This is a genomic window from Methylocystis sp. Se48, assembly GCF_056269425.1.
Genome location: NZ_CM149850.1, coordinates 132596 through 150557, shown reverse-complemented (window position 1 = coordinate 150557; position 17962 = coordinate 132596). Strand labels below are relative to the sequence as shown.

At 65.8% G+C, this 17962-nt stretch carries 15 protein-coding genes; 6 read left to right on the top strand and 9 right to left on the bottom strand.

Going from position 1 to position 17962, the window contains the following annotated elements; all coding sequences use genetic code 11:
- Positions 1-4 precede the first annotated feature (4 nt).
- Complete coding sequence (locus ACV959_RS00745; RefSeq protein WP_475738027.1) at positions 5-457, bottom strand: pentapeptide repeat-containing protein; 453 nt, start codon at positions 455-457, stop codon at positions 5-7.
- A 207-nt stretch (positions 458-664) separates the two neighbouring features.
- Between ACV959_RS00745 and hemA the strand changes: the two genes are divergently transcribed.
- The gene (gene hemA / locus ACV959_RS00740) at positions 665-1951 is read left to right on the top strand and encodes a 5-aminolevulinate synthase (protein ID WP_475738026.1); all 1287 of its coding nucleotides are present in this window, start codon (positions 665-667) and stop codon (positions 1949-1951) included.
- A 317-nt stretch (positions 1952-2268) separates the two neighbouring features.
- A complete protein-coding gene (locus tag ACV959_RS00735; protein ID WP_475738025.1) occupies positions 2269-2511 on the top strand; it encodes a hypothetical protein in 243 nt (80 codons plus the stop codon).
- Between the two features lie 60 nt (positions 2512-2571).
- On the opposite strand, the gene ACV959_RS00730 is transcribed toward ACV959_RS00735, so the two are convergent.
- Positions 2572-4845: an NADP-dependent malic enzyme gene (locus ACV959_RS00730; protein WP_475738024.1), complete on the bottom strand. Its 2274-nt coding sequence runs from the start codon at positions 4843-4845 to the stop codon at positions 2572-2574.
- 180 nt (positions 4846-5025) lie between these two features.
- On the opposite strand from ACV959_RS00730, the gene mutS reads away from it, so the two are divergent.
- Positions 5026-7698 carry a DNA mismatch repair protein MutS gene (mutS, locus tag ACV959_RS00725; RefSeq protein ID WP_475738023.1) on the top strand — a complete coding sequence of 891 codons (2673 nt, stop codon included), beginning with the start codon at positions 5026-5028 and terminating at the stop codon, positions 7696-7698.
- A 22-nt stretch (positions 7699-7720) separates the two neighbouring features.
- Here the strand turns inward: mutS and ACV959_RS00720 are convergent, their stop codons facing one another.
- Entirely contained in the window at positions 7721-8308 is a 588-nt protein-coding gene (locus ACV959_RS00720; protein WP_475738022.1) for a beta-class carbonic anhydrase, read from the bottom strand.
- Positions 8309-8535: 227 nt separating this feature from the next.
- On the opposite strand from ACV959_RS00720, the gene ACV959_RS00715 reads away from it, so the two are divergent.
- Entirely contained in the window at positions 8536-9420 is an 885-nt protein-coding gene (locus ACV959_RS00715; protein ID WP_475738021.1) for an alpha/beta fold hydrolase, read from the top strand.
- A 4-nt stretch (positions 9421-9424) separates the two neighbouring features.
- Here the strand turns inward: ACV959_RS00715 and ACV959_RS00710 are convergent, their stop codons facing one another.
- Positions 9425-9871: a nucleoside deaminase gene (locus ACV959_RS00710; protein WP_475738020.1), complete on the bottom strand. Its 447-nt coding sequence runs from the start codon at positions 9869-9871 to the stop codon at positions 9425-9427.
- Positions 9872-9876: 5 nt separating this feature from the next.
- On the bottom strand, positions 9877-10326 hold the full coding sequence (locus ACV959_RS00705) for a hypothetical protein (RefSeq protein ID WP_475739722.1): 450 nt from the start codon (positions 10324-10326) through the stop codon (positions 9877-9879).
- 136 nt (positions 10327-10462) lie between these two features.
- On the opposite strand from ACV959_RS00705, the gene ACV959_RS00700 reads away from it, so the two are divergent.
- Both ACV959_RS00700 and rsmD read left to right on the top strand, forming a co-directional pair.
- Positions 10463-12271 (top strand): pseudouridine synthase, encoded by a 1809-nt coding sequence (locus ACV959_RS00700; protein WP_475738019.1) that lies wholly within the window; start codon positions 10463-10465, stop codon positions 12269-12271.
- 3 nt (positions 12272-12274) lie between these two features.
- Positions 12275-12832 carry a 16S rRNA (guanine(966)-N(2))-methyltransferase RsmD gene (rsmD, locus tag ACV959_RS00695; RefSeq protein WP_475738018.1) on the top strand — a complete coding sequence of 186 codons (558 nt, stop codon included), beginning with the start codon at positions 12275-12277 and terminating at the stop codon, positions 12830-12832.
- A gap of 80 nt (positions 12833-12912) precedes the next feature.
- Here rsmD and ACV959_RS00690 read toward each other — a convergent pair whose 3' ends face one another.
- Genes ACV959_RS00690 through ACV959_RS00675 form a run of 4 tightly spaced genes read right to left on the bottom strand, consistent with a single transcriptional unit; the run spans position 12913 to position 17878 of the window.
- Complete coding sequence (locus ACV959_RS00690) at positions 12913-13254, bottom strand: rhodanese-like domain-containing protein (protein ID WP_475738017.1); 342 nt, start codon at positions 13252-13254, stop codon at positions 12913-12915.
- An 18-nt stretch (positions 13255-13272) separates the two neighbouring features.
- Complete coding sequence (locus ACV959_RS00685) at positions 13273-13641, bottom strand: carboxymuconolactone decarboxylase family protein (RefSeq protein ID WP_475738016.1); 369 nt, start codon at positions 13639-13641, stop codon at positions 13273-13275.
- Positions 13638-16907, bottom strand: coding sequence for an efflux RND transporter permease subunit (locus ACV959_RS00680; protein ID WP_475738015.1), 3270 nt, complete (start codon positions 16905-16907; stop codon positions 13638-13640). Before ACV959_RS00680 ends, ACV959_RS00685 begins: the two co-directional genes overlap by 4 nt.
- Positions 16904-17878, bottom strand: a complete 975-nt coding sequence (locus tag ACV959_RS00675) for an efflux RND transporter periplasmic adaptor subunit (RefSeq protein WP_475738014.1) — start codon at positions 17876-17878, stop codon at positions 16904-16906. The genes ACV959_RS00680 and ACV959_RS00675 overlap by 4 nt, the downstream gene beginning before the upstream one ends.
- Positions 17879-17962: the final 84 nt, after the last annotated feature.

Below are 17962 nucleotides of genomic sequence, written 5' to 3'. Positions count from 1 at the left end.
GGCGTCAGAACGCCCTTTCCAATCCGCGGCTGCGCCTCTGCGCGCAACCGTAAAAGCGCGTCCGCGTGAACACGGACTCGCGGCCCGGGCGCGTCTCGGGGGCGACGTCGCAGCCCTCGAACACGCATTCCACCAGCCGGCAGTCGTCGAAGTCGCAGGCGCCGCCGAGGTTGTCCGTCACGAAACGGCAATTCTCGAATCGGCCGTCGACGAAATCGACGCCGCGGAAGGAGCAGCCGCGGAAGACGCAGTCCCGGAACGTCGTTCGGGCGACGAGCGCGGCGTTGAAAAGGCCCCAATACCAGTCGACCCGCTCCAGCGCGCAATAGATCAACGCCCCGTCGATTCCATGGCCCTCGATCTCGAGCCCCCGCAGCTCGCAACAGCTGAAGATGACGTCGTTCCACACCGCTGGCGGGCCCGTGGTTTCGTCGTATTCCTTGCCCTCGATCCGCATGACGCCCTCCCTCCGCGTTTCTTGGCGCCATCGTTGCGCCTTCCGGCGGCTATCGCCGTGCGCCGGAACACTCTGCTAATACGCGGCAATCCGTCGCTCGCCTTCCGCCTTTGGATCGGCTATGTAAGAAAACGTCCAAACTAGGCGGCGGGCAGGACGGGGTCAGTCGCCGGTTCGGTGGGCGTCATAGAGCGAAGGGTTCCGTACATGGTGTACCGGAGATATTTCGAGGCCGCCGTCACCCGTCTGAAGGACGAGCGCCGCTACCGCGTTTTCGTCCATCTCGAGCGCGACGTCGAAACCTTTCCTCTCGCCCGATGGCATCGCGCGGACGGGTCGGTCCAGGATGTCACCGTCTGGTGCTCCAACGACTATTTGGGCATGGGCCAGCACCCCGAGGTGATCGACGCCATGGTCGACACCGCGTCGCGGGCCGGCGCGGGCGCGGGCGGCACGCGCAATATTTCCGGCACCAGCCACGCGATCGTCGAGCTCGAGCGCGAACTCGCCGACCTCCACGGCAAGGAGGCCGCGCTGGTCTTCACCTCCGGCTGGATTTCCAATCTCGCCGCGATTTCGACGATCGCCGATCTCCTGCCCAATTGCGTCATCCTTTCCGACGCCTCCAATCACAATTCGATGATTGAGGGCGTCAAGCGCTCGCGCGCCGAGCGCAAAATCTTCCGCCACAACGACCTCGCCCATCTCGAGCAGTTGCTGATCGAAGCCGGCGACCGGCCGAAGCTCGTGGTCTTCGAGAGCCTCTATTCGATGAACGGCAATGTCGCGCCCGTCGCCGAGATCGCCGCGCTCGCCGAACGTTACGGCGCCATGACCTATGTCGACGAAGTTCATGCGGTCGGCATGTATGGCGCGCGCGGCGGCGGAATTTGCGAGCGCGAAGGCGTGATGGACCGCATCGACGTCATCGAGGGAACGCTGGCTAAGGGTTTCGGCGTCATCGGCGGCTATGTCGCGGGCGACGCCGTCGTGATCGACGCCATCCGGTCCTATGCGGGCGCCTTCATTTTCTCAACCGCGCTGCCGCCCGCCGTCGCGGCGGCCGCCTGCGCCTCGGTGCGTCTCCTGAAGCGCCGGCCCGACCTGCGCGCCGCTCATCAACGCGCGTCGCACATCACCAAGCACGCCCTCGCGGCGGCCGGTCTGCCGGTTCTGGAGAACAGCTCGCATATCGTGCCGGTGATGGTGCGCGACGCCGAACTCTGCAAGGCGGCCAGCGACCTGCTGCTCACGCGCCACGGCATCTATATTCAGCCGATCAACTATCCGACCGTCGCCAAAGGGTCCGAGCGCCTGCGCATCACCCCCACGCCTCGGCACACCCAGGCGCATATCGCCCATCTCGTCGAGGCGTTGGTCGACGTGTGGCGCACTCTGGGCATCCCCTTCGTCGAGCCGCCGTCGCATCTCCATGTCGACGAGAAGAGCGAGCAGCGCTGCGCCTATCCCGAGATCAAGCTCGCCGCTCAATAGGCGCCGCAAGCTGCGCGGATATCGAAAGGCCGGGCGCGTCCCGGCCTTTTTTGCGCCCGGGGGGCGAATTCGTGAAACGCCGGAAAAACGCCTCGGATCGTTAATCGATCGCGGCTGGGCTCCCGCTGGCGGTCGAAGCTCCTTCGGTCACAACGGCTTTCTTTCGAGCCCGTCGGCTGCGGAGACGTCGAGCCAACCTAACAATTATTGCATTTCGTAAAATGTCGGGCATCCGTTTCGGGCCGCGTTAAGCGCCCGGCGGCACTCTATTTTAGACATGAACTGGCAACCACGTCCGCACAATGGGGTTCAGCGCCATGAGCCGCGTTAACTTCTCCTTCGACAGCAGCGTTGCAGCCGTCCTGCCCAAGCCGGAGACGCGAAAAGCCCGCATGTGGCGGCGCCCGACGCTTCCGAGCCGACGCTACATGCGGATCGCGCTCGAAAATCTGGGCCTTTTCGCCTTCGGATTCGGCTCGACGACCCTGCTGATCCATATCGTCGTCGGCTTCTTTCTGGCCTCGCGCATGTCGAGCATGCTGTCGGCGGTCAATCTCTGAGATCGCCGCCGCGACAGGCGGGCCGGCGGCAGTCTCCGGCCCGTCCGCGCGCGCGGCGCGTCAGCCGCCGACGCCGAAGGCGGCGAGCGCCGCCATATTGACGATTTCAGTGTCCGTCGCGCCGAGCTGAACGATCTGGATGGGTTTGTCGAGACCGACGATCAGCGGCCCGAGCACGGTGGCGTCGCCCAGTTCCTGCAGCATCTTGGTCGAGATGGCGGCGGAGTGGAACGCGGGCATGACGAGGACATTGGCCGTGTCCTTCAGCCGGCTGAAGGGATAGGCGCTCATCAACTCCTTGTTGAGCGCAATGTCGGCGCCCATCTCGCCTTCATATTCAAAATCGACGCGGCGCTGGTCGAGCACCCGCACGGCTTCGTGCACGCGGGCGGTGCGTTCGCCCGGCGGATAGCCGAAGGTCGAGAAGGCCAGCATGGCGACGCGCGGCACGAGACCGATGCGCCGCGCGACGCCCGCCGCCTCGATCGCGATGTCCGCGAGTTCCTGCGCGTCGGGCAGTTCGGTGATCGCCGTATCGGCGACGACGACGACGCGGCCCTTGGCGAGAATGAGCGAGACGCCGATGACGCGATGGCCCGGCTTGTGGTCGACGACGCGGCGCACTTCCTCGAGCGCATTGGAGAAATTGCGGGTCACGCCCGTCACCATGGCGTCCGCGTCGCCGCGCGCGACCATGGCGGCGGCGAAATGGTTGCGATCCTGATTGATCAGCCGCTGGCAGTCGCGCAGCAGAAAGCCTTTGCGTTGCAGCCGCTCGAAGAGGAATTGCGCATAGACGGCGTTGCGGTGCGAGAGCTTGGCGTTGTGGATTTCGATGCCATCGACGAGTTCGACGCCCGCGCTGGCCGCCGCCGCCTTGACGCGGTCCTCGCGTCCAACCAGCACCGCCGTTCCCAGTCCCTGATTGACGAAGGCGAGCGCGGCGCGGATCACCTGCTGCTCCTCGCCCTCTGCGAAGACGACGCGCTTGGGCTCGCGGCGCACGCGCTCGAAGACCGTCTGCATCACCCCGGCGATGGGGTCCCGTCGCGCCGACAGCTCATGGCGATAGGCGTTCATGTCGACGATCGGCCGTCGCGCCACGCCGGAGTCCATCGCCGCGCGCGCCACCGCCGGCGGAATGACGGAGATCAGGCGCGGATCGAAGGGCGCCGGGATGAGATAGTCGCGCCCGAAGCGCGGCCGGGCGCCCCGATAGGCGTTGGCCACCTCGTCGGGCACGTCCTCGCGGGCGAGGTCGGCGAGGGCTTTGGCGGCGGCGATCTTCATCTCCATGTTGATCGTCTTCGCCCGCACGTCGAGCGCGCCGCGGAAAATATAGGGGAAACCTAGGACGTTGTTGATCTGGTTCGGATAGTCCGAACGTCCCGTCGCCACGATGGCGTCGGGCCGGGCGGCGCGCGCTTCCTCGGGCGTGATCTCGGGATCGGGATTGGCCATGGCGAAAATGATCGGGTCCGGCGCCATGTTCTTCAGCATGTCCGGCGTGAGCGCGCCCTTGGCCGACAGGCCGTAGAAGATATCGGCGCCCTCAAGCGCCTCGGCGAGCGTGCGCGCTGGGGTGTCGACGGCGTGGGCGCTCTTCCATTGGTTCATGCCCTCCTCGCGGCCGCGATAGACGACGCCCTTGGTGTCGCAGAGCGTCACGTTGCGCGGATCGAAGCCCATCGCCTTGGCGAGGTCGAGACAGGCGATGCCGGCGGCGCCGGCGCCGTTGCAGACGAGCTTCGCCGTCTTGATGTCGCGGCCCGTGAGCAGCAGCGCGTTGAGCAGGCCGGCGGCGGAAATGATCGCCGTGCCGTGCTGGTCGTCGTGGAAGACGGGAATGTTCATCAGGTCTCGCAGCCGCTCCTCGATCACGAAGCACTCGGGCGCCTTGATGTCTTCGAGATTTATGCCGCCGAAGGAGGGACCGAGATAGCGCACGGCGGCGACGAAATCGTCGACGTCCCGGGCGTCGATCTCGAGGTCGATCGAATCGATGTCTGCGAAGCGCTTGAAGAGCGCCGCCTTGCCCTCCATCACCGGCTTGGCGGCGAGCGGACCGAGATCGCCCAGCCCCAGGATCGCCGTGCCGTTGGTGACGACGGCGACCATATTGCCGCGGGTCGTGTAGTCGTAGGCGAGGGAGGGATCCTTGGCGATGGCCAGCACCGGCGCGGCGACCCCTGGCGAGTAGGCGAGCGAGAGGTCGCGCTGCGTCGCCATGGGCTTGGTCGCGACGACGGCGAGCTTGCCGGGCCGACCGCGCGAGTGAAAGAGCAGCGCCTCCTTGTCGGTGAACAGGGGTCGACCGTCGATGCTCTCTTTCATCTGAAACCTTTCTGCCGATGCGGCGCTATTGCGGCGCAGCATAACCGGGCGGAGCTTCGATGCACAAGCGCGCGCGGCCGCGCAGCGCAGTTCGACAAAAAGCTGTGAATGCGCGCGCTGGCCGAGCCCATGGGCTCCGCTCTCGTGGCGGCGGGTTCCGGCGGCGGGTAAAATAAGACGATGACCAACGCGACCTCTCCTCGCCAGCCTGACGCCGACGCCAGGACGCAGGCCCGTCCCACGCCGATGATCGCCCAATATATCGAGATCAAGGCGGCGAATGCGGATTGCCTGCTTTTCTACCGAATGGGCGATTTCTACGAATTGTTTTTCGACGACGCAGAGGTCGCCGCGCGCGCGCTCGGCATCATGCTCACGAAACGCGGCAAGCACCTGGGCGAGGACATTCCCATGTGCGGCGTGCCCGTCGAGCGCGCCAACGACTATCTGCAGAAACTCATCGCGCTCGGCCATCGCGTGGCGGTGTGCGAGCAGATCGAGGATCCCGCCGAGGCGAAGAAGCGCGGCGCGAAATCGGTGGTGCGTCGCGACGTGGTGCGGCTCGTCACGCCCGGCACGATCACCGAGGACGCGCTGCTCGACCCCGCCCGCGCCAACGCCTTCGCGGCGGTCGCGCGCGTGCGGGGCGCCGAGGGCGCCTGGCGCTACGGCGTCGCGAGCGTCGATATTTCGACGGGCGCCTTCGCGGTCGCCGACTGCGCCGAAAGCGAGCTGTCTGCGACCCTCGCGCGTCTCGAGCCGCGCGAGGTCGTGGCGCCGGAGACTTTGTGCCGCGATGCGGCGCTCGCCGCCGTTTTCGCGGGGCTCGGCGCGCCGACCGCGCCGCTCGGGCGGGACGCGGGCGACGCCGCGCGGCGGTTGATGGATTTCTACGGGGTCGCGACGCTCGATGGTTTCGGCGCGCTGAGCGAGGCCGAATGCGCGGCGGCGGCGGCGGCGATCCTTTATGTCGAGCGCACGCAGAAAGGCGTCCGTCCCGCGCTCGGGCGCCCCGCGAGCCTGCGCGAGAGCGCGACGCTCGACATCGACGCCGCGACGCGCGCCAATCTGGAGCTGACCCGCACGCTGTCCGGCGCGCGCGAGGGGTCGCTCCTGTCGGTCGTCGATCTCACCGTCACCTCGGCCGGCGCGCGGCTTCTCGCCGAACGCCTCGCCGCGCCCTCCACCGATCCCCGCCTGATCGGCGCGCGGCTCGACGCGGCGTCGTTCTTTCTCGAGAAGCCCGACGCCCGCGCGGCCTTGCGCGCAAGGCTCGCGCGCGCGCCGGATCTTGCGCGCGCCCTTTCCCGTCTCGCCCTGCAACGCGGCGGGCCGCGCGACCTCGCGAGCGTCGGCGCCGCGCTTTTCGCCGCGCGCGACATCGCGGCGTTATTCGCGGGGCGCGACGCCCCGACGGAAATCGGACGCGACGTCGAGACGCTCGCAAAGGCCGACGACGCTCTTGCGCAGGAGATCGCAAGCAGCCTCGACGATTCCGTTCCGCTCGACAAGCGAAACGGCGACTTCATCCGCAAGGGCCGCGACGCCGAACTCGACGACGCCCGCGCGCTGCGCGACGAAAGCCGCGTCGTCATCGCCTCGCTGCAATCGCGCTACGCCGAAGCGACGGGAACGAAACTCAGGATCAAACACAATAATTTTCTGGGATTTTTTCTCGAAGTCCCGGCCGCGCAGGGCGAGAGGCTGCTGCGCCCGCCTTTCGACGAAACCTTCACCCATCGGCAGACCATGGCCGACGCCATGCGTTTTTCGACGCGCGAACTCGTCGAGCTGCAAAGCCGGATCGCCTCCGCCGCCGACCGCGCGCTGGCGCGCGAACTTGCGATATTCGATGCGCTCTGCGGCGCGGTTCTCGCCCGCGGAGACGATCTGCGGGAACTCGCGCGCGCCTTCGCGCGGCTCGACGTTGTCGCGGCGCTCGCCGAGGTCGCCGAAAAGCGCGGCTGGACGCGCCCGCATGTCGACGACTCTCTCGATTTCGCGATCACGGGCGGGCGCCATCCCGTCGTCGAGGCGTCGCTCGAGGCGCAGGGCAAGGCCTTTGCGGCGAACGACTGCGATCTCTCGGGCGGCGAGGCGGGCCGCATCGCGATCGTGACAGGCCCGAACATGGCGGGCAAATCGACCTTTCTGCGCCAAAACGCGCTCATCGCGCTCCTCGCGCAGACGGGGTCTTACGTTCCCGCGGCGCAGGCGCGCATCGGCGTCGTCGATCGGCTCTTCTCGCGCGTCGGCGCGTCGGACGATCTCGCGCGCGGGCGCTCCACCTTCATGGTCGAGATGGTGGAAACTGCGGCGATCCTCAATTGCGCGACGCCGCGTTCGCTCGTCATTCTCGACGAAATCGGCCGCGGCACGGCGACCTTCGACGGGCTGTCGATCGCCTGGGCGACAATCGAGCATCTGCACGACGCGAACCGGTCGCGCGCGATTTTCGCGACCCATTTCCACGAACTCACGCAGCTGTCGAAACGGATGACCCGTCTCGTCAATCTCACGATGAAAGTGACGGATCACGCGGGAGAGGTCGTGTTTTTGCACGAAGTGACGCAGGGCGCCGCGGATCGTTCCTACGGCGTGCATGTCGCACAGATCGCAGGCCTGCCCCCGAGCGTCGTCTCGCGCGCACACGCCATTCTCGCGGAGCTGGAGGCGGCCGACCGTCGCGCGCCCGTCAAGGCGCTGATCGACGATCTGCCTTTGTTCAGACATGCAGTCGACGCGGCGGGGTCGAAGGACGCCCTGCGCGAGGCGCTCGCGCGCATCGATCCGGATCAGATGAGCCCGCGCGAGGCGCTCGCGGCCCTTTACGAGTTGAAGGGCATGGCCTGACGCCGCGCGCGGGGCGGTTCGATCAGGCCGCGCGTCCGATTTCCGTCGCCTTCGGCACTTCAATCAGCTTGCCCGTCTTGACGTCGTAGATGTAGCCATAGATCGGGATGTTTTTGGGCACGAGCGGATGCGAGCGGATGCGCGCGACGTCTTGCGCGACGCTCTCTTCCTGATTCTTGATCGTGTGCCACTTGATGAAATGACCGGCCGCGCAGCCGCCGCCGTGCTGCGGATTCGACCATTTCAGCGTCGACATGTCGAGCGAGGCGGTCGAGAGGCTGTCTTCGAGCAGGTCGCCCATCACCTCGTCGCAAAAGAGCTCCATGCCGCAATTGGTGTGATGGATCACGAACCACTCTTTCGTGCCGAGCAGCTTGTGCGAAATGACGAGCGAGCGGATCGCGTCGTCGGATGCGCGGCCGCCGGCGTTGCGGATGACATGCGCGTCGCCCTCGGACAGGCCGGCGTATTTCGCCGGATCGAGACGGGCGTCCATGCAGGTCAGAATCGCGAAGCCGCGGGCCGGCGGCAGCGCGAGGTCGCCCTTGGAGCCGAAGCTCGAAACATAAGCGGCGTTGGCCGCCATGACTTCATCGACGATCTTGCTCATGCTTTCCTCCCCTGGAAGCGTTGAATGATTTGAAAAGATTCGCTTCCTTGATCTAGACGGACTTTGTAACGCTTCGATGCGCTTTTCAAGAAAAGTAAGGTCATGAATTTCGTGACAAAGTCGCTTGACGGCGCGAGAGAAGAAAAACCGTGACCCGGTCACGGGATGTTACTATATAACATCCGCTTTCTTGGGCGGCAGGCCGCCCGCACAACATGGTCGAGGGAATGTCCGAACTCGCTGATCTCTTCCCTGGTTTCGCATCGCACTGGATCGATACGAAAGCCGGAAAAATTTTCGCGCGGTCGCATGGCGCGGGTCCGCCGGTTGTCCTGCTGCACGGCTTCGGTCAAACGCATGTCGCCTGGCGCAAAGTCGCGCCAAGGCTCGCGGAGCGCTTCACCGTCGTCGCCATGGATCTGCGCGGTTACGGCTGGTCGGCTGTTCCCGCGAGCGAGAAGGGCGAATCATATGCGAAGCGCGAAATGGCCGACGACGTCGTGAGGGTGATGGAGGCGCTGGGCCATGTGCAGTTCGCGCTCGTCGGCCATGATCGCGGCGCGCGGGCAGGCCTGCGGCTCGCGCTCGACCACCCCGGCCGGCTGACCAAGCTCGCGCTCGTCAATATTGCCCCGGTCGACGACAATTTCGGCGCAAGCGATCTGTGGCGCGTCGGCCGCGCGCGTTTTCTGAGCATGGACGCGCCCCAGCCCGAGGAACTGGTCGCGCTCGATCCCGCCGACTTTCTGACCGACGCGCTGAAGGATTCGTCGAAGGACAAGGCGCTCGACGCTTTCGGGCCGCAAGCGCTCGCCCACTATCACGCCGCCTTCAACGATCCCGCCCGCATCCACGCGTTCTGCGAGGACTATCGCGCGGGCGCGACCATCGACAGGGAAGCGCTCGCCGCCGACAGGGCCGCGGGGAAAAAGCTGAAGGTTCCGACGCTCGTCCTTTATGGGGAAGCGACGTTCCCGGGCCTTGGCGGCGCGCTTCTCGACGCCTGGCGGGAATGGGGCGAGGAGATCGCGGTCGAAAGCGTCGACAGCGGCCTCTACGCCATGGAGGAGGCGCCCGAGGCGACGCTCGCCGCCCTTGAGCGGTTCCTGTGAGATTTCACCGCCGCGCCTGAAAGAAGTCCTGCAGCATGGCGGCGGACTCGCTCTCGCGAATGCCGCCATAGACGTCCGGCGCATGGTGACAGGTGGGCTGCGAGAAGAATCGCGGCCCATGCTCCACCGCGCCGCCCTTCGGGTCGCCGGCGGCGAAATAGAGCCGCCGGATGCGCGCGAAGGAAATCGCCCCCGCGCACATGGCGCAGGGCTCGAGCGTCACATACAGGTCGCAGCCGGCGAGCCGCTCGTCGCCGATTTTTTCGCAGGCGGCGCGAATCGCGAGCATTTCGGCGTGGGCCGTGGGATCGCGGTCGCGCAGCGTGCGGTTTCCGGCCGTCGCGACGATCTCGCCCGCGCGCACGATTGCCGCGCCGACCGGCACTTCCTGCGCCTCGGCCGCAGCGCGGGCGGCGGCGAAGGCGGCGGCGAAGGGGTCGGCTCGGCTCATCCGCTCTACAGCGTCGCGTCTTTAAATGATTTGTTGTCTAACAAGGTTGACCTGTATATCTCAATAGGATTATTTCCAATAATATTTTTTAAAGTTTCTTTAACAGGGTTTTCTAGATCGATATCAAGATAAGGACTTAGCGTGATCCGCTCTATGCAATCCAAAGAAATTGGAATTTTTTTTGTTTTTTCGGCCTTGTCTTCTGAATCATAGCTTATGTAAGCAATACGAAATTCTTTCTCGTCTTCAAATGCGCGGCGCTTCGTGAAAATTAACTCATCGGGCTTTGGCGGTTCAGCAATAACTTCTGTATTCGAGAGATAACGGACAGGCCGGTAAGCCAGCTCGAAAGCGTTGCCGGACGAATTATTCGTATTTAAAGGATTTTCCAAATTTTCCAATAGCTTATCCTTTCTAAACGTCATTCTTGCCCCGCTTTTGCCGTTTGCATATATTTTCCAGTGATGATATGTTTCTCTACAAGTTGTAAAGCACAGTATGAAAACTTTGGAGCAATTTATATTTGAGTTAAGATAGTCCTGAATGTATGAATATTCATTTTTATCTTCCCATCTGGAAGGATCTTGAAATATGATTTTTTTTCATGAAGAATCTGAATCAAAGAAGTCAGATCCATATATCGATAAAGGAAATTATTTGAGTCTTTTTCGACGCTTTGAATGTTGTCTTCCATGTCTGACAAACCCCCATTCTCGCATAAGTCGCGGCCCGAAACAGCCAGGGTTCAAAAATCGACCGCTCCTGTTATTAGAAACCATGGTCAAGAAGAAAGACAATCTCCCGGATGGCGATCGGTTCCTGCGGCGGCGCAGCCCGAACTCCGCGCGCGACGAAAGCCGCAAACCCTTCGCCGCAGACAAGCGCAAGGCCGAGGCGGCGCGCGGCGGAAAGGCCGCGCCGAAGACGCGCGCCAAATCGAAACCTCTTCCCGCGCCGGTCGAGAAGACGAGCGCCTTCGCGGGCGAGCGCATCGCCAAGGCCATGGCGCGCGCCGGGGTCTGCTCGCGCCGCGACGCCGAGGACTGGATCGCGGCGGGCCGCGTCGCCGTCAACGGCGTCACGCTGACGAGCCCGGCCGTCAACGTAACGGAAGAAGACAAGATCGCCATCGACGGCGCGCCCATGCAGGCGCGCGAACGCACGCGGCTCTTCCTGTTTCACAAGCCCGCGGGGCTCGTGACGACGGCGAGCGATCCGGAAGGGCGTCCGACCGTCTTCGCTTATCTCGAGGAGCGCCATCCCGATCTGCCGCGTCTCGTGAGCGTCGGCCGGCTCGACATCAATACGGAAGGGCTGCTGCTGCTGACCAATGACGGCGGCCTTGCGCGCACGCTGGAATTGCCGGCGACCGGCTGGACGCGGCGCTATCGCGTCCGCGTTCATGGCGAGACCGACCAGGCGCGGCTCGACGAACTGAAAAAGGGCGTCGCCGTCGACGACGTGACCTATGCGCCGATCGACGCGCGGCTCGAGCGCGTGCAGGGCGCCAACGCCTGGATCGCGATGAGCCTGTCCGAAGGCAAGAACCGCGAAGTCAAGCGCGTGATGGAGCATCTGGGCCTCGAGGTGACGCGGCTCATCCGCGTTTCCTACGGACCCTTCCAGCTCGGCGAACTCGCGGAAGGCGCCGTCGAGGAAGTGAAGCTCAAAATCCTGCGCGAGCAATTGGGCAAAAGCCTCGCGGAGCTCGCGGGCGTCGATTTCGCCTCGCCGCTGCGGGAGCCGACCCCGGCGGAGACGCAGGAATGGCGCGAGCAGGGCGAGAAACGCCCGCGCAAACACGTCTCCGTGCTGCGCAAGCAGCGCGAAGAGAAGAACGAGAAGGGGCCGCGCGCCAAAATCGAACGCGGCGCCACGGCCGACCGCAAGGGCCGCGCCGTGGTCGTCGAGCGCGTCACGCTCGCGCGACGCAAACCGATCGTCGAAGAAGAGGCCCCCTCGCGCAACGCGAAGCGCTTCGAGGCCATGCGCAAAGGGCGCAGACCGCGGCGCGAGGAAGCGGACATGGAGCGCTCCGCGCGCCGCGGCGCCGAAGGGCGGCGACCCGCCCGCGCCGAGGGAGATCGCGCGGCGCGTCCGCCGCGGTCGGAGTCGCAGGAGCGGCGCGCGCATGGCGACGTCAGGGCCGCGCGCGATCACGCCCGCACGCCGCCGCCGCGCGACGGGGCGAAGCCGCGTTTCGAGCGCCGCCCGCCGCGCCGCGACGGCGAAGAAGAGTTCCGCGCGCGAGCGAGCGAGGGCAAACCGCCGCGGAAAGGCTCCGCTCGAGGTCCGCGCAGCGCCGCGCCGCGCAAGGGACCGCCAAAAAGTCCGCCGGGAGGCCGCGGCGGTCCCGGCAAGGGCCCGTCGAAGAGGCCGCGCCGGCCGCGCGGCGAATAGGCCATGCGCATCGTCGGCGGCGCGCTGCGCGGGCGCGCCATCGCGAGTCCGCGCGGACAGGCGATCCGGCCCACCTCCGACCGTCTGCGCGAATCGGTCTTCGACATTCTTGCGCATCGTTTCGGCGATCCGGTTCCGGGCGCCGCCGTCATCGACCTTTACGCGGGCACGGGGGCGTTGGGTCTCGAGGCGCTGTCGCGCGGCGCCGCGCGGGCGCTCTTCGTCGACGAGGGCGCCGAGGCGCGCGCGCTGCTGCGCGCCAATATCGAGGCGCTGGGCCTCGGCGGCGTCACGCGGATTTTCCGCCGCGACGCGACGAAGCTCGGCGCCGCGCCCTCCGGGGACATATTTTCTCTGGCTTTTCTCGATCCGCCCTACGGCAGGGGCCTCGCCGCGCCCACGTTGCGCGCCCTGACCGACGGCGGCTGGCTCGCGCAGGGCGCGGTCGTCGTAATCGAGGAAACGGCGGACGCGGCGATCGATTTGCCGGCCGCTCTGGAACAGGAAGACGCGCGCCGCTACGGCGATACGCAATTCCTTTTCGCGCGTTACGGCGGCTGACCCGGCGGTCTCCCGCGCAAGGCGGCCCAAGGGTTCGGCCCCTCCCCTCGGGGAGGAGCGCGAATGTCTGGCCCTGGCGGTTACGCCTGAATGGAGCCGCCGCGCGCGCGCCAGCCGCCTGTGCCGGGCGCGTAATGGCGCACGTCCTTGCGGCCCGCCTGAATCGCCTGGCCGAGCGCCTTCGCGGAGCGGCCGCCGGCCTGACAGATGATGACGCATTCGCCTTTCGGGAGCTTCGACGGGTCGAACTGCGAAAGCGGCAGATTCTTCGCGCCGGGCACGTGGCCCGCGGCGTATTCATGCGGCTCGCGCACGTCGACGATGGCGCAGGAGCCTTCCTTAACGACGCGCGCGAAGTCGTCGTGCTCGATGGTCGGCAGGTCGCCGCCGCCGGTGAGCTTGGACATCAGACCTGACAGCATATTCATTTCCTTTCGTTGTCAGCCGGCTTGCGCCTGGCCGGTTTTTTCGGCGTCGAACTGCGTGAAGGCCGCGAGCGCGTGGCTCGCGTACATCACGGAGGGTCCGGCGCCCATGTAGATCGCCATGCCGAGCGTCTCGAGGATCTCCTCCCGCGTCGCGCCGCGTTGCGCCGCGGCCTTGGCGTGGAAGGCGATGCAGTCGTCGCAGCGGACGGAAACGCTCACGGCGAGCGCGATCAACTCCTTCGTTTTGGCGTCGAGGGCGCCCGGCGCGCCGGCCGACGTCGCCATGGAGGAGAAGGCCTTCATCACGTCGGGCGCGCCGACGCGCAGATTTCGGATGTCGGCGGAAAGCGCCTTGGCCAGTTCCGGCCAGTCGTTGGTCATGCGGTTTTCCTCGTTGCGTCTGGCGCCGGAGGCGCCGGGGGCCGTTCGTCGTCGCGCAGGACGACGTAGATGGCGGGGATCACCAGCAGCGTCAGCGCCGTCGACGACGCGAGGCCGAAGACGAGCGAAATGGCGAGGCCCTGGAAGATCGGATCGGTCAGGATGAAGGCCGCGCCGATGATCGCCGCCGCGGCGGTGAGGAAGATCGGCTTGAAGCGCACCGCGCCGGCTTCCACCAGCGCCGCGCGCAGGGGCATGCCCTTCTCGCGCAGATGCCGGATGAAATCGACGAGCAGGATGGAGTTGCGCACGACAATGCCCGCAAGCGCGATGAAGCCGATCATCGACGTCGCCGTGAAGGCGGCGTTGAAGAGGAGATGCCCGATGACGATGCCGACGAGCGTCAGCGGCACGGGCGCCAGAATGACGAGCGGCAGCTTGAAGGAGCCGAACTGCGCGACGACGAGAAGATAGATGCCGAGCAGCGCGACCATGAAGGCGGCGCCCATGTCGCGGAAGGTGACGTAGGTCACTTCCCACTCGCCGTCCCACAGGAAGGTCGGCTGCGAGTCGTCGAGCGGCTGGCCGTGATATTTGATCGTCGGCGCGCCGTCCTTGCCCCAGTCGATCTTCTTGATCTCGTCCTCGACCGCGAACATGCCGTAGATCGGCGCCTCGAAACGGCCGGCCACCTCGGCGCTCACCATTTCGGCGAAGCGGCCATTGTGACGGAAGATCGGGTAGGACCCGAGTTCGCGCGTCGCCTTCACCACGTCGCCGAGCTCGACATTCGCGCCCTGGCGCACCGTGCCGCCGGCGGGCAGCGGCGTCGACAGGATGCGCTCGCTGGGCGTCATTTCGGAAAGCGGCAGCGCGACGGCGATGTCGATGGGCTTGGCGCCGCCGCCCCGTTGCGAGAAGCCGATCTTCACGCCGCCGACCAGCGCGCCGATCGTGTCATAGACCGCGCGCTCCTCGACGCCGTGAAATTCCAGCGCTTCCTGATCGATTTCGAAGCGCAGCCGCTCGGCGCGCTGGCCGAACGAATCGTCGGTGTCGACGACGAAATCGACATTGTCGAAGGCTTTGCGCAGCTTGGTCGCAAGGTCGCGGCGCGTCTGCGCGTCGGGACCATAGACCTCGGCGAGCAGCGTCGACAGCACGGGGGGGCCCGGCGGCACCTCCACGACCTTGACCGCCGTATGCTCGGGCATGGGCAAGCCCTTGAGCTTCTCGCGGATTTCGAGCGCGATGGCGTGGGAGGCGCGCTTGCGCTCGTCCTTGGGCAGCAGATTGATGGCGAGATCGCCCATCTCCGGCGCCGAGCGCACGTAATAATGGCGCACGAGGCCGTTGAAGTTGAAGGGCGCGGCCGTTCCCGCATAGGACTGGATGGAGGTGAGTTCGGGAATGTCCTTCAGTCGCTCGGCGGCCGACGTGAGCACGCGGTCGGTCTCTTCGAGCGAGGCGCCGCGCGGCAGGTCGACGACGACGGCGATTTCCGACTTGTTGTCGAAGGGCAGCAGCTTCACGCGCACGCTCTTCGTGTAAAAGAGCCCCATGGAGAGCAGCGTCGCGACGCCGACGGCGGCGAGGAACTTCTTCGACCGGTCGCGTCCCTGCAACAGAGGCGTCGCGACGCGGGCGTAGAAATCGCCCATGGCGCCGCGCTCGTGCGAATGGTCATGGCCCGCGCCGCCCTTCTGTTCGAAACGACCGCCGGCGATCTTCAGCAGGAGCCAGGGCGTGATCGTCATGGCGACGAAGAAGGAGAAGACCATGGCGAGCGAGGCGTTCGCCGGAATGGGGCTCATATAGGGGCCCATCAGACCCGAGACGAACATCATCGGCAAAAGCGCCGCGATGATCGTGAGCGTGGCGACGATGGTCGGATTGCCGACCTCGGCCACCGCCTCGACTGCGGTGTCGATGAGGCCGCGGTCGCCGCGCATCTGCCAATGGCGCACGATATTCTCGACGACGACGATGGCGTCGTCGACGAGAATGCCGATGGAGAAGATGAGCGCGAAAAGGCTGACGCGGTTGATCGTGTAGCCCATCAGCCAGGAGGCGAAGAGGGTGAGGAGAATCGTCGTCGGGATGATGACGAAAACGACGACGCCCTCGCGCCAGCCCACCATCACGACGATGAGCGCGACGATGGAGACGGTGGCGAGCGCTAGGTGGAAGAGAAGCTCGTTGGCCTTTTCCGTGGCGGTCTCGCCATAGTTGCGGGTGACGTCGATTTCGAGGTCTTCCGGCACGATGCGGCCCTTGACCGTTTCGAGTCGTTTCAGAACGTCCTCGGCGACGACCACGGCGTTGGCGCCCTTGCGCTTGGCGATGGCGATGCTGACGGCCGGGCGCTTGAGCAGCTCTCCGTCCTTTTCCTTCGTCATCGTCCAGCTGCGCTTGTCGGGCTCGGCCGCGCCGACGATCACGTTCGCCACATCCTTCACATAGACGGGGCGCCCGTCGCGCGTCGTGAGCAGCAGCAAGCCGATGTCCGGCACGCCCTGAAGCGTCTGCCCGGCGACGACGGGGATGGATTTATTGCCTTCGCGGAAGGCGCCGACCTGGAAGGAGCGGTTGGCGTTGGTCAGCTTGTCGATGAGCTGGTTGAGCGTCACGCCATATTGCGACAGGCGTTCGGGATCGGGCTCGACGCGGATCTGGTTCGGACTGCCGCCGACGATGTAGCTCAGGCCGACGTTCTCGACCTTCGTCAGCTCATGCTGCAGCTCTTCCGCGACCTGATAGAGGCCATTGTCGGTCCAGTCCTTCGCGCGCTCGGGCCTGGCGGAGAGCGTCAGCACCACGATCGCGACGTCGTCGATGCCGCGCCCGATGATGACGGGCTCGGGGATTCCCTTGGGCAGTCCCGTGATGTTGGCGCGGATCTTGTCGTGCACGCGCAGCACGGCGTTGTCCTGCGGCGTGCCGACGAAGAAGCGCGCCGTCACCATCACCTGATCGTCGCGCGTCTGCGAATAGACATGCTCGACGCCGTTGACGCCCTTGATGATGTCCTCGAGCGGGCGCGTGATCAGTTCGATCGCGTCTTCCGCCTTGTAGCCGTTCGCCTGCACCATGATGTCGACCATGGGCACGGAGATTTGCGGCTCCTCCTCGCGCGGCAGCGCTTGCAAGGCGATGAGGCCGACGAGGATGGAGGCGAGCAGCAGCAGCGGCGTCAGCGGCGAATTTATGAAAATCCGCGTGAGCGTTCCGGAGATTCCGGGGTGAAATTCCTTTTCCTCGATCATGGCGTGCGCACCACGTCGCCGTCATGCAGGCCGGAAAGGATCTCGATCGCGTCGCCATGAGCGTCGCCGGTCTGGACAACGACTTCGGCGCCGTCCGCGAGGCGCACGAAATCGACGCCCGCGCGGCGATAGACGGCGGATTTGGGCGCGAGGATCGCGTCGCGTTTTCCCGTCGTCACATAGACGCGGGCGCGCTCGCCGACGAAATAATCGCCAAGCCCCTTCACGTCGACGTCGGCGATGACGCGGCCGCCCTGGATTTCGGGATAGACGATGCGCACGCGTCCCTCCCTGCGCGCGCCGGCGCCGGTATTGACGCCGCGCTCGCCGATCTCTACGCGGTCGCCCGCGCGCATGAAGCGCGCGTGGCGCTCGGGAAGCTGAAGCCGCAGGATGTAATTGTCCTCGGCGAGCGTCGCGATGGTTTCGCCGGGCATCACGACGCGGCCGATGGAGACGGGAATGGTCAGTATGCGGCCTGGTCCCGGCGCCTTCACGGAGCCTTCCGCCGCCTGCTGTTCGATCACGCTGCGATCGGACTGGAGGGCGGAGAGATTGCGCTCGGCGACGTCGAGCGCGGTCTTCGCCTGATCGAACATCACCTTCGTCGAGACGCCGCGGCGCAAAAGCTCCTGCGCGCGTTCGAAATCGGTTTTCGCCTTGTCGCGCTGCGCCTGTTGCGCGCGAATGCGCTGGTCTAGCGACTGCATCTGCAGGAAGAGTTTCTGATCGGCGACGACGGCGAGCTCGGCTCCGGCGGCCACCGTGTCGCCTTCCCTGATTTTGAGCGTGGTCACCGTGCCGCCGATGCGGGCCCGCGCGACGAGCATGTGGGCGGGCTCGACCGAGGCGACGACCGCTTTCATGTCGTCGATCGGCGCGACGCGAACGGCGGTCTCGCCGGCCTCGGCGGGCGCGAACGGCGCGGCGGCGAAGAAGAAGAGAAGGAAGAGACGGCGGCAGCGGCCCATGAAGTCCCCCAGATGGCGGCGTTCGGCTGTTATATTCAAAAGATATAAATTAGCAAGACCGAATGAATCGGCGCCGGTCGCCGA

Bases quoted from the DNA above. Each gene is read 5' to 3' on its own strand.
- ACV959_RS00745 (WP_475738027.1), bottom strand. From the start codon at position 457: ATGCGGATCGAGGGCAAGGAATACGACGAAACCACGGGCCCGCCAGCG.
- hemA (WP_475738026.1), top strand. From the start codon at position 665: ATGGTGTACCGGAGATATTTCGAGGCCGCCGTCACCCGTCTGAAGGAC.
- ACV959_RS00735 (WP_475738025.1), top strand. From the start codon at position 2,269: ATGAGCCGCGTTAACTTCTCCTTCGACAGCAGCGTTGCAGCCGTCCTG.
- ACV959_RS00730 (WP_475738024.1), bottom strand. From the start codon at position 4,845: ATGAAAGAGAGCATCGACGGTCGACCCCTGTTCACCGACAAGGAGGCG.
- mutS (WP_475738023.1), top strand. From the start codon at position 5,026: ATGACCAACGCGACCTCTCCTCGCCAGCCTGACGCCGACGCCAGGACG.
- ACV959_RS00720 (WP_475738022.1), bottom strand. From the start codon at position 8,308: ATGAGCAAGATCGTCGATGAAGTCATGGCGGCCAACGCCGCTTATGTT.
- ACV959_RS00715 (WP_475738021.1), top strand. From the start codon at position 8,536: ATGTCCGAACTCGCTGATCTCTTCCCTGGTTTCGCATCGCACTGGATC.
- ACV959_RS00710 (WP_475738020.1), bottom strand. From the start codon at position 9,871: ATGAGCCGAGCCGACCCCTTCGCCGCCGCCTTCGCCGCCGCCCGCGCT.
- ACV959_RS00700 (WP_475738019.1), top strand. From the start codon at position 10,463: ATGATTTTTTTTCATGAAGAATCTGAATCAAAGAAGTCAGATCCATAT.
- rsmD (WP_475738018.1), top strand. From the start codon at position 12,275: ATGCGCATCGTCGGCGGCGCGCTGCGCGGGCGCGCCATCGCGAGTCCG.
- ACV959_RS00690 (WP_475738017.1), bottom strand. From the start codon at position 13,254: ATGCTGTCAGGTCTGATGTCCAAGCTCACCGGCGGCGGCGACCTGCCG.
- ACV959_RS00685 (WP_475738016.1), bottom strand. From the start codon at position 13,641: ATGACCAACGACTGGCCGGAACTGGCCAAGGCGCTTTCCGCCGACATC.
- ACV959_RS00680 (WP_475738015.1), bottom strand. From the start codon at position 16,907: ATGATCGAGGAAAAGGAATTTCACCCCGGAATCTCCGGAACGCTCACG.
- ACV959_RS00675 (WP_475738014.1), bottom strand. From the start codon at position 17,878: ATGGGCCGCTGCCGCCGTCTCTTCCTTCTCTTCTTCTTCGCCGCCGCG.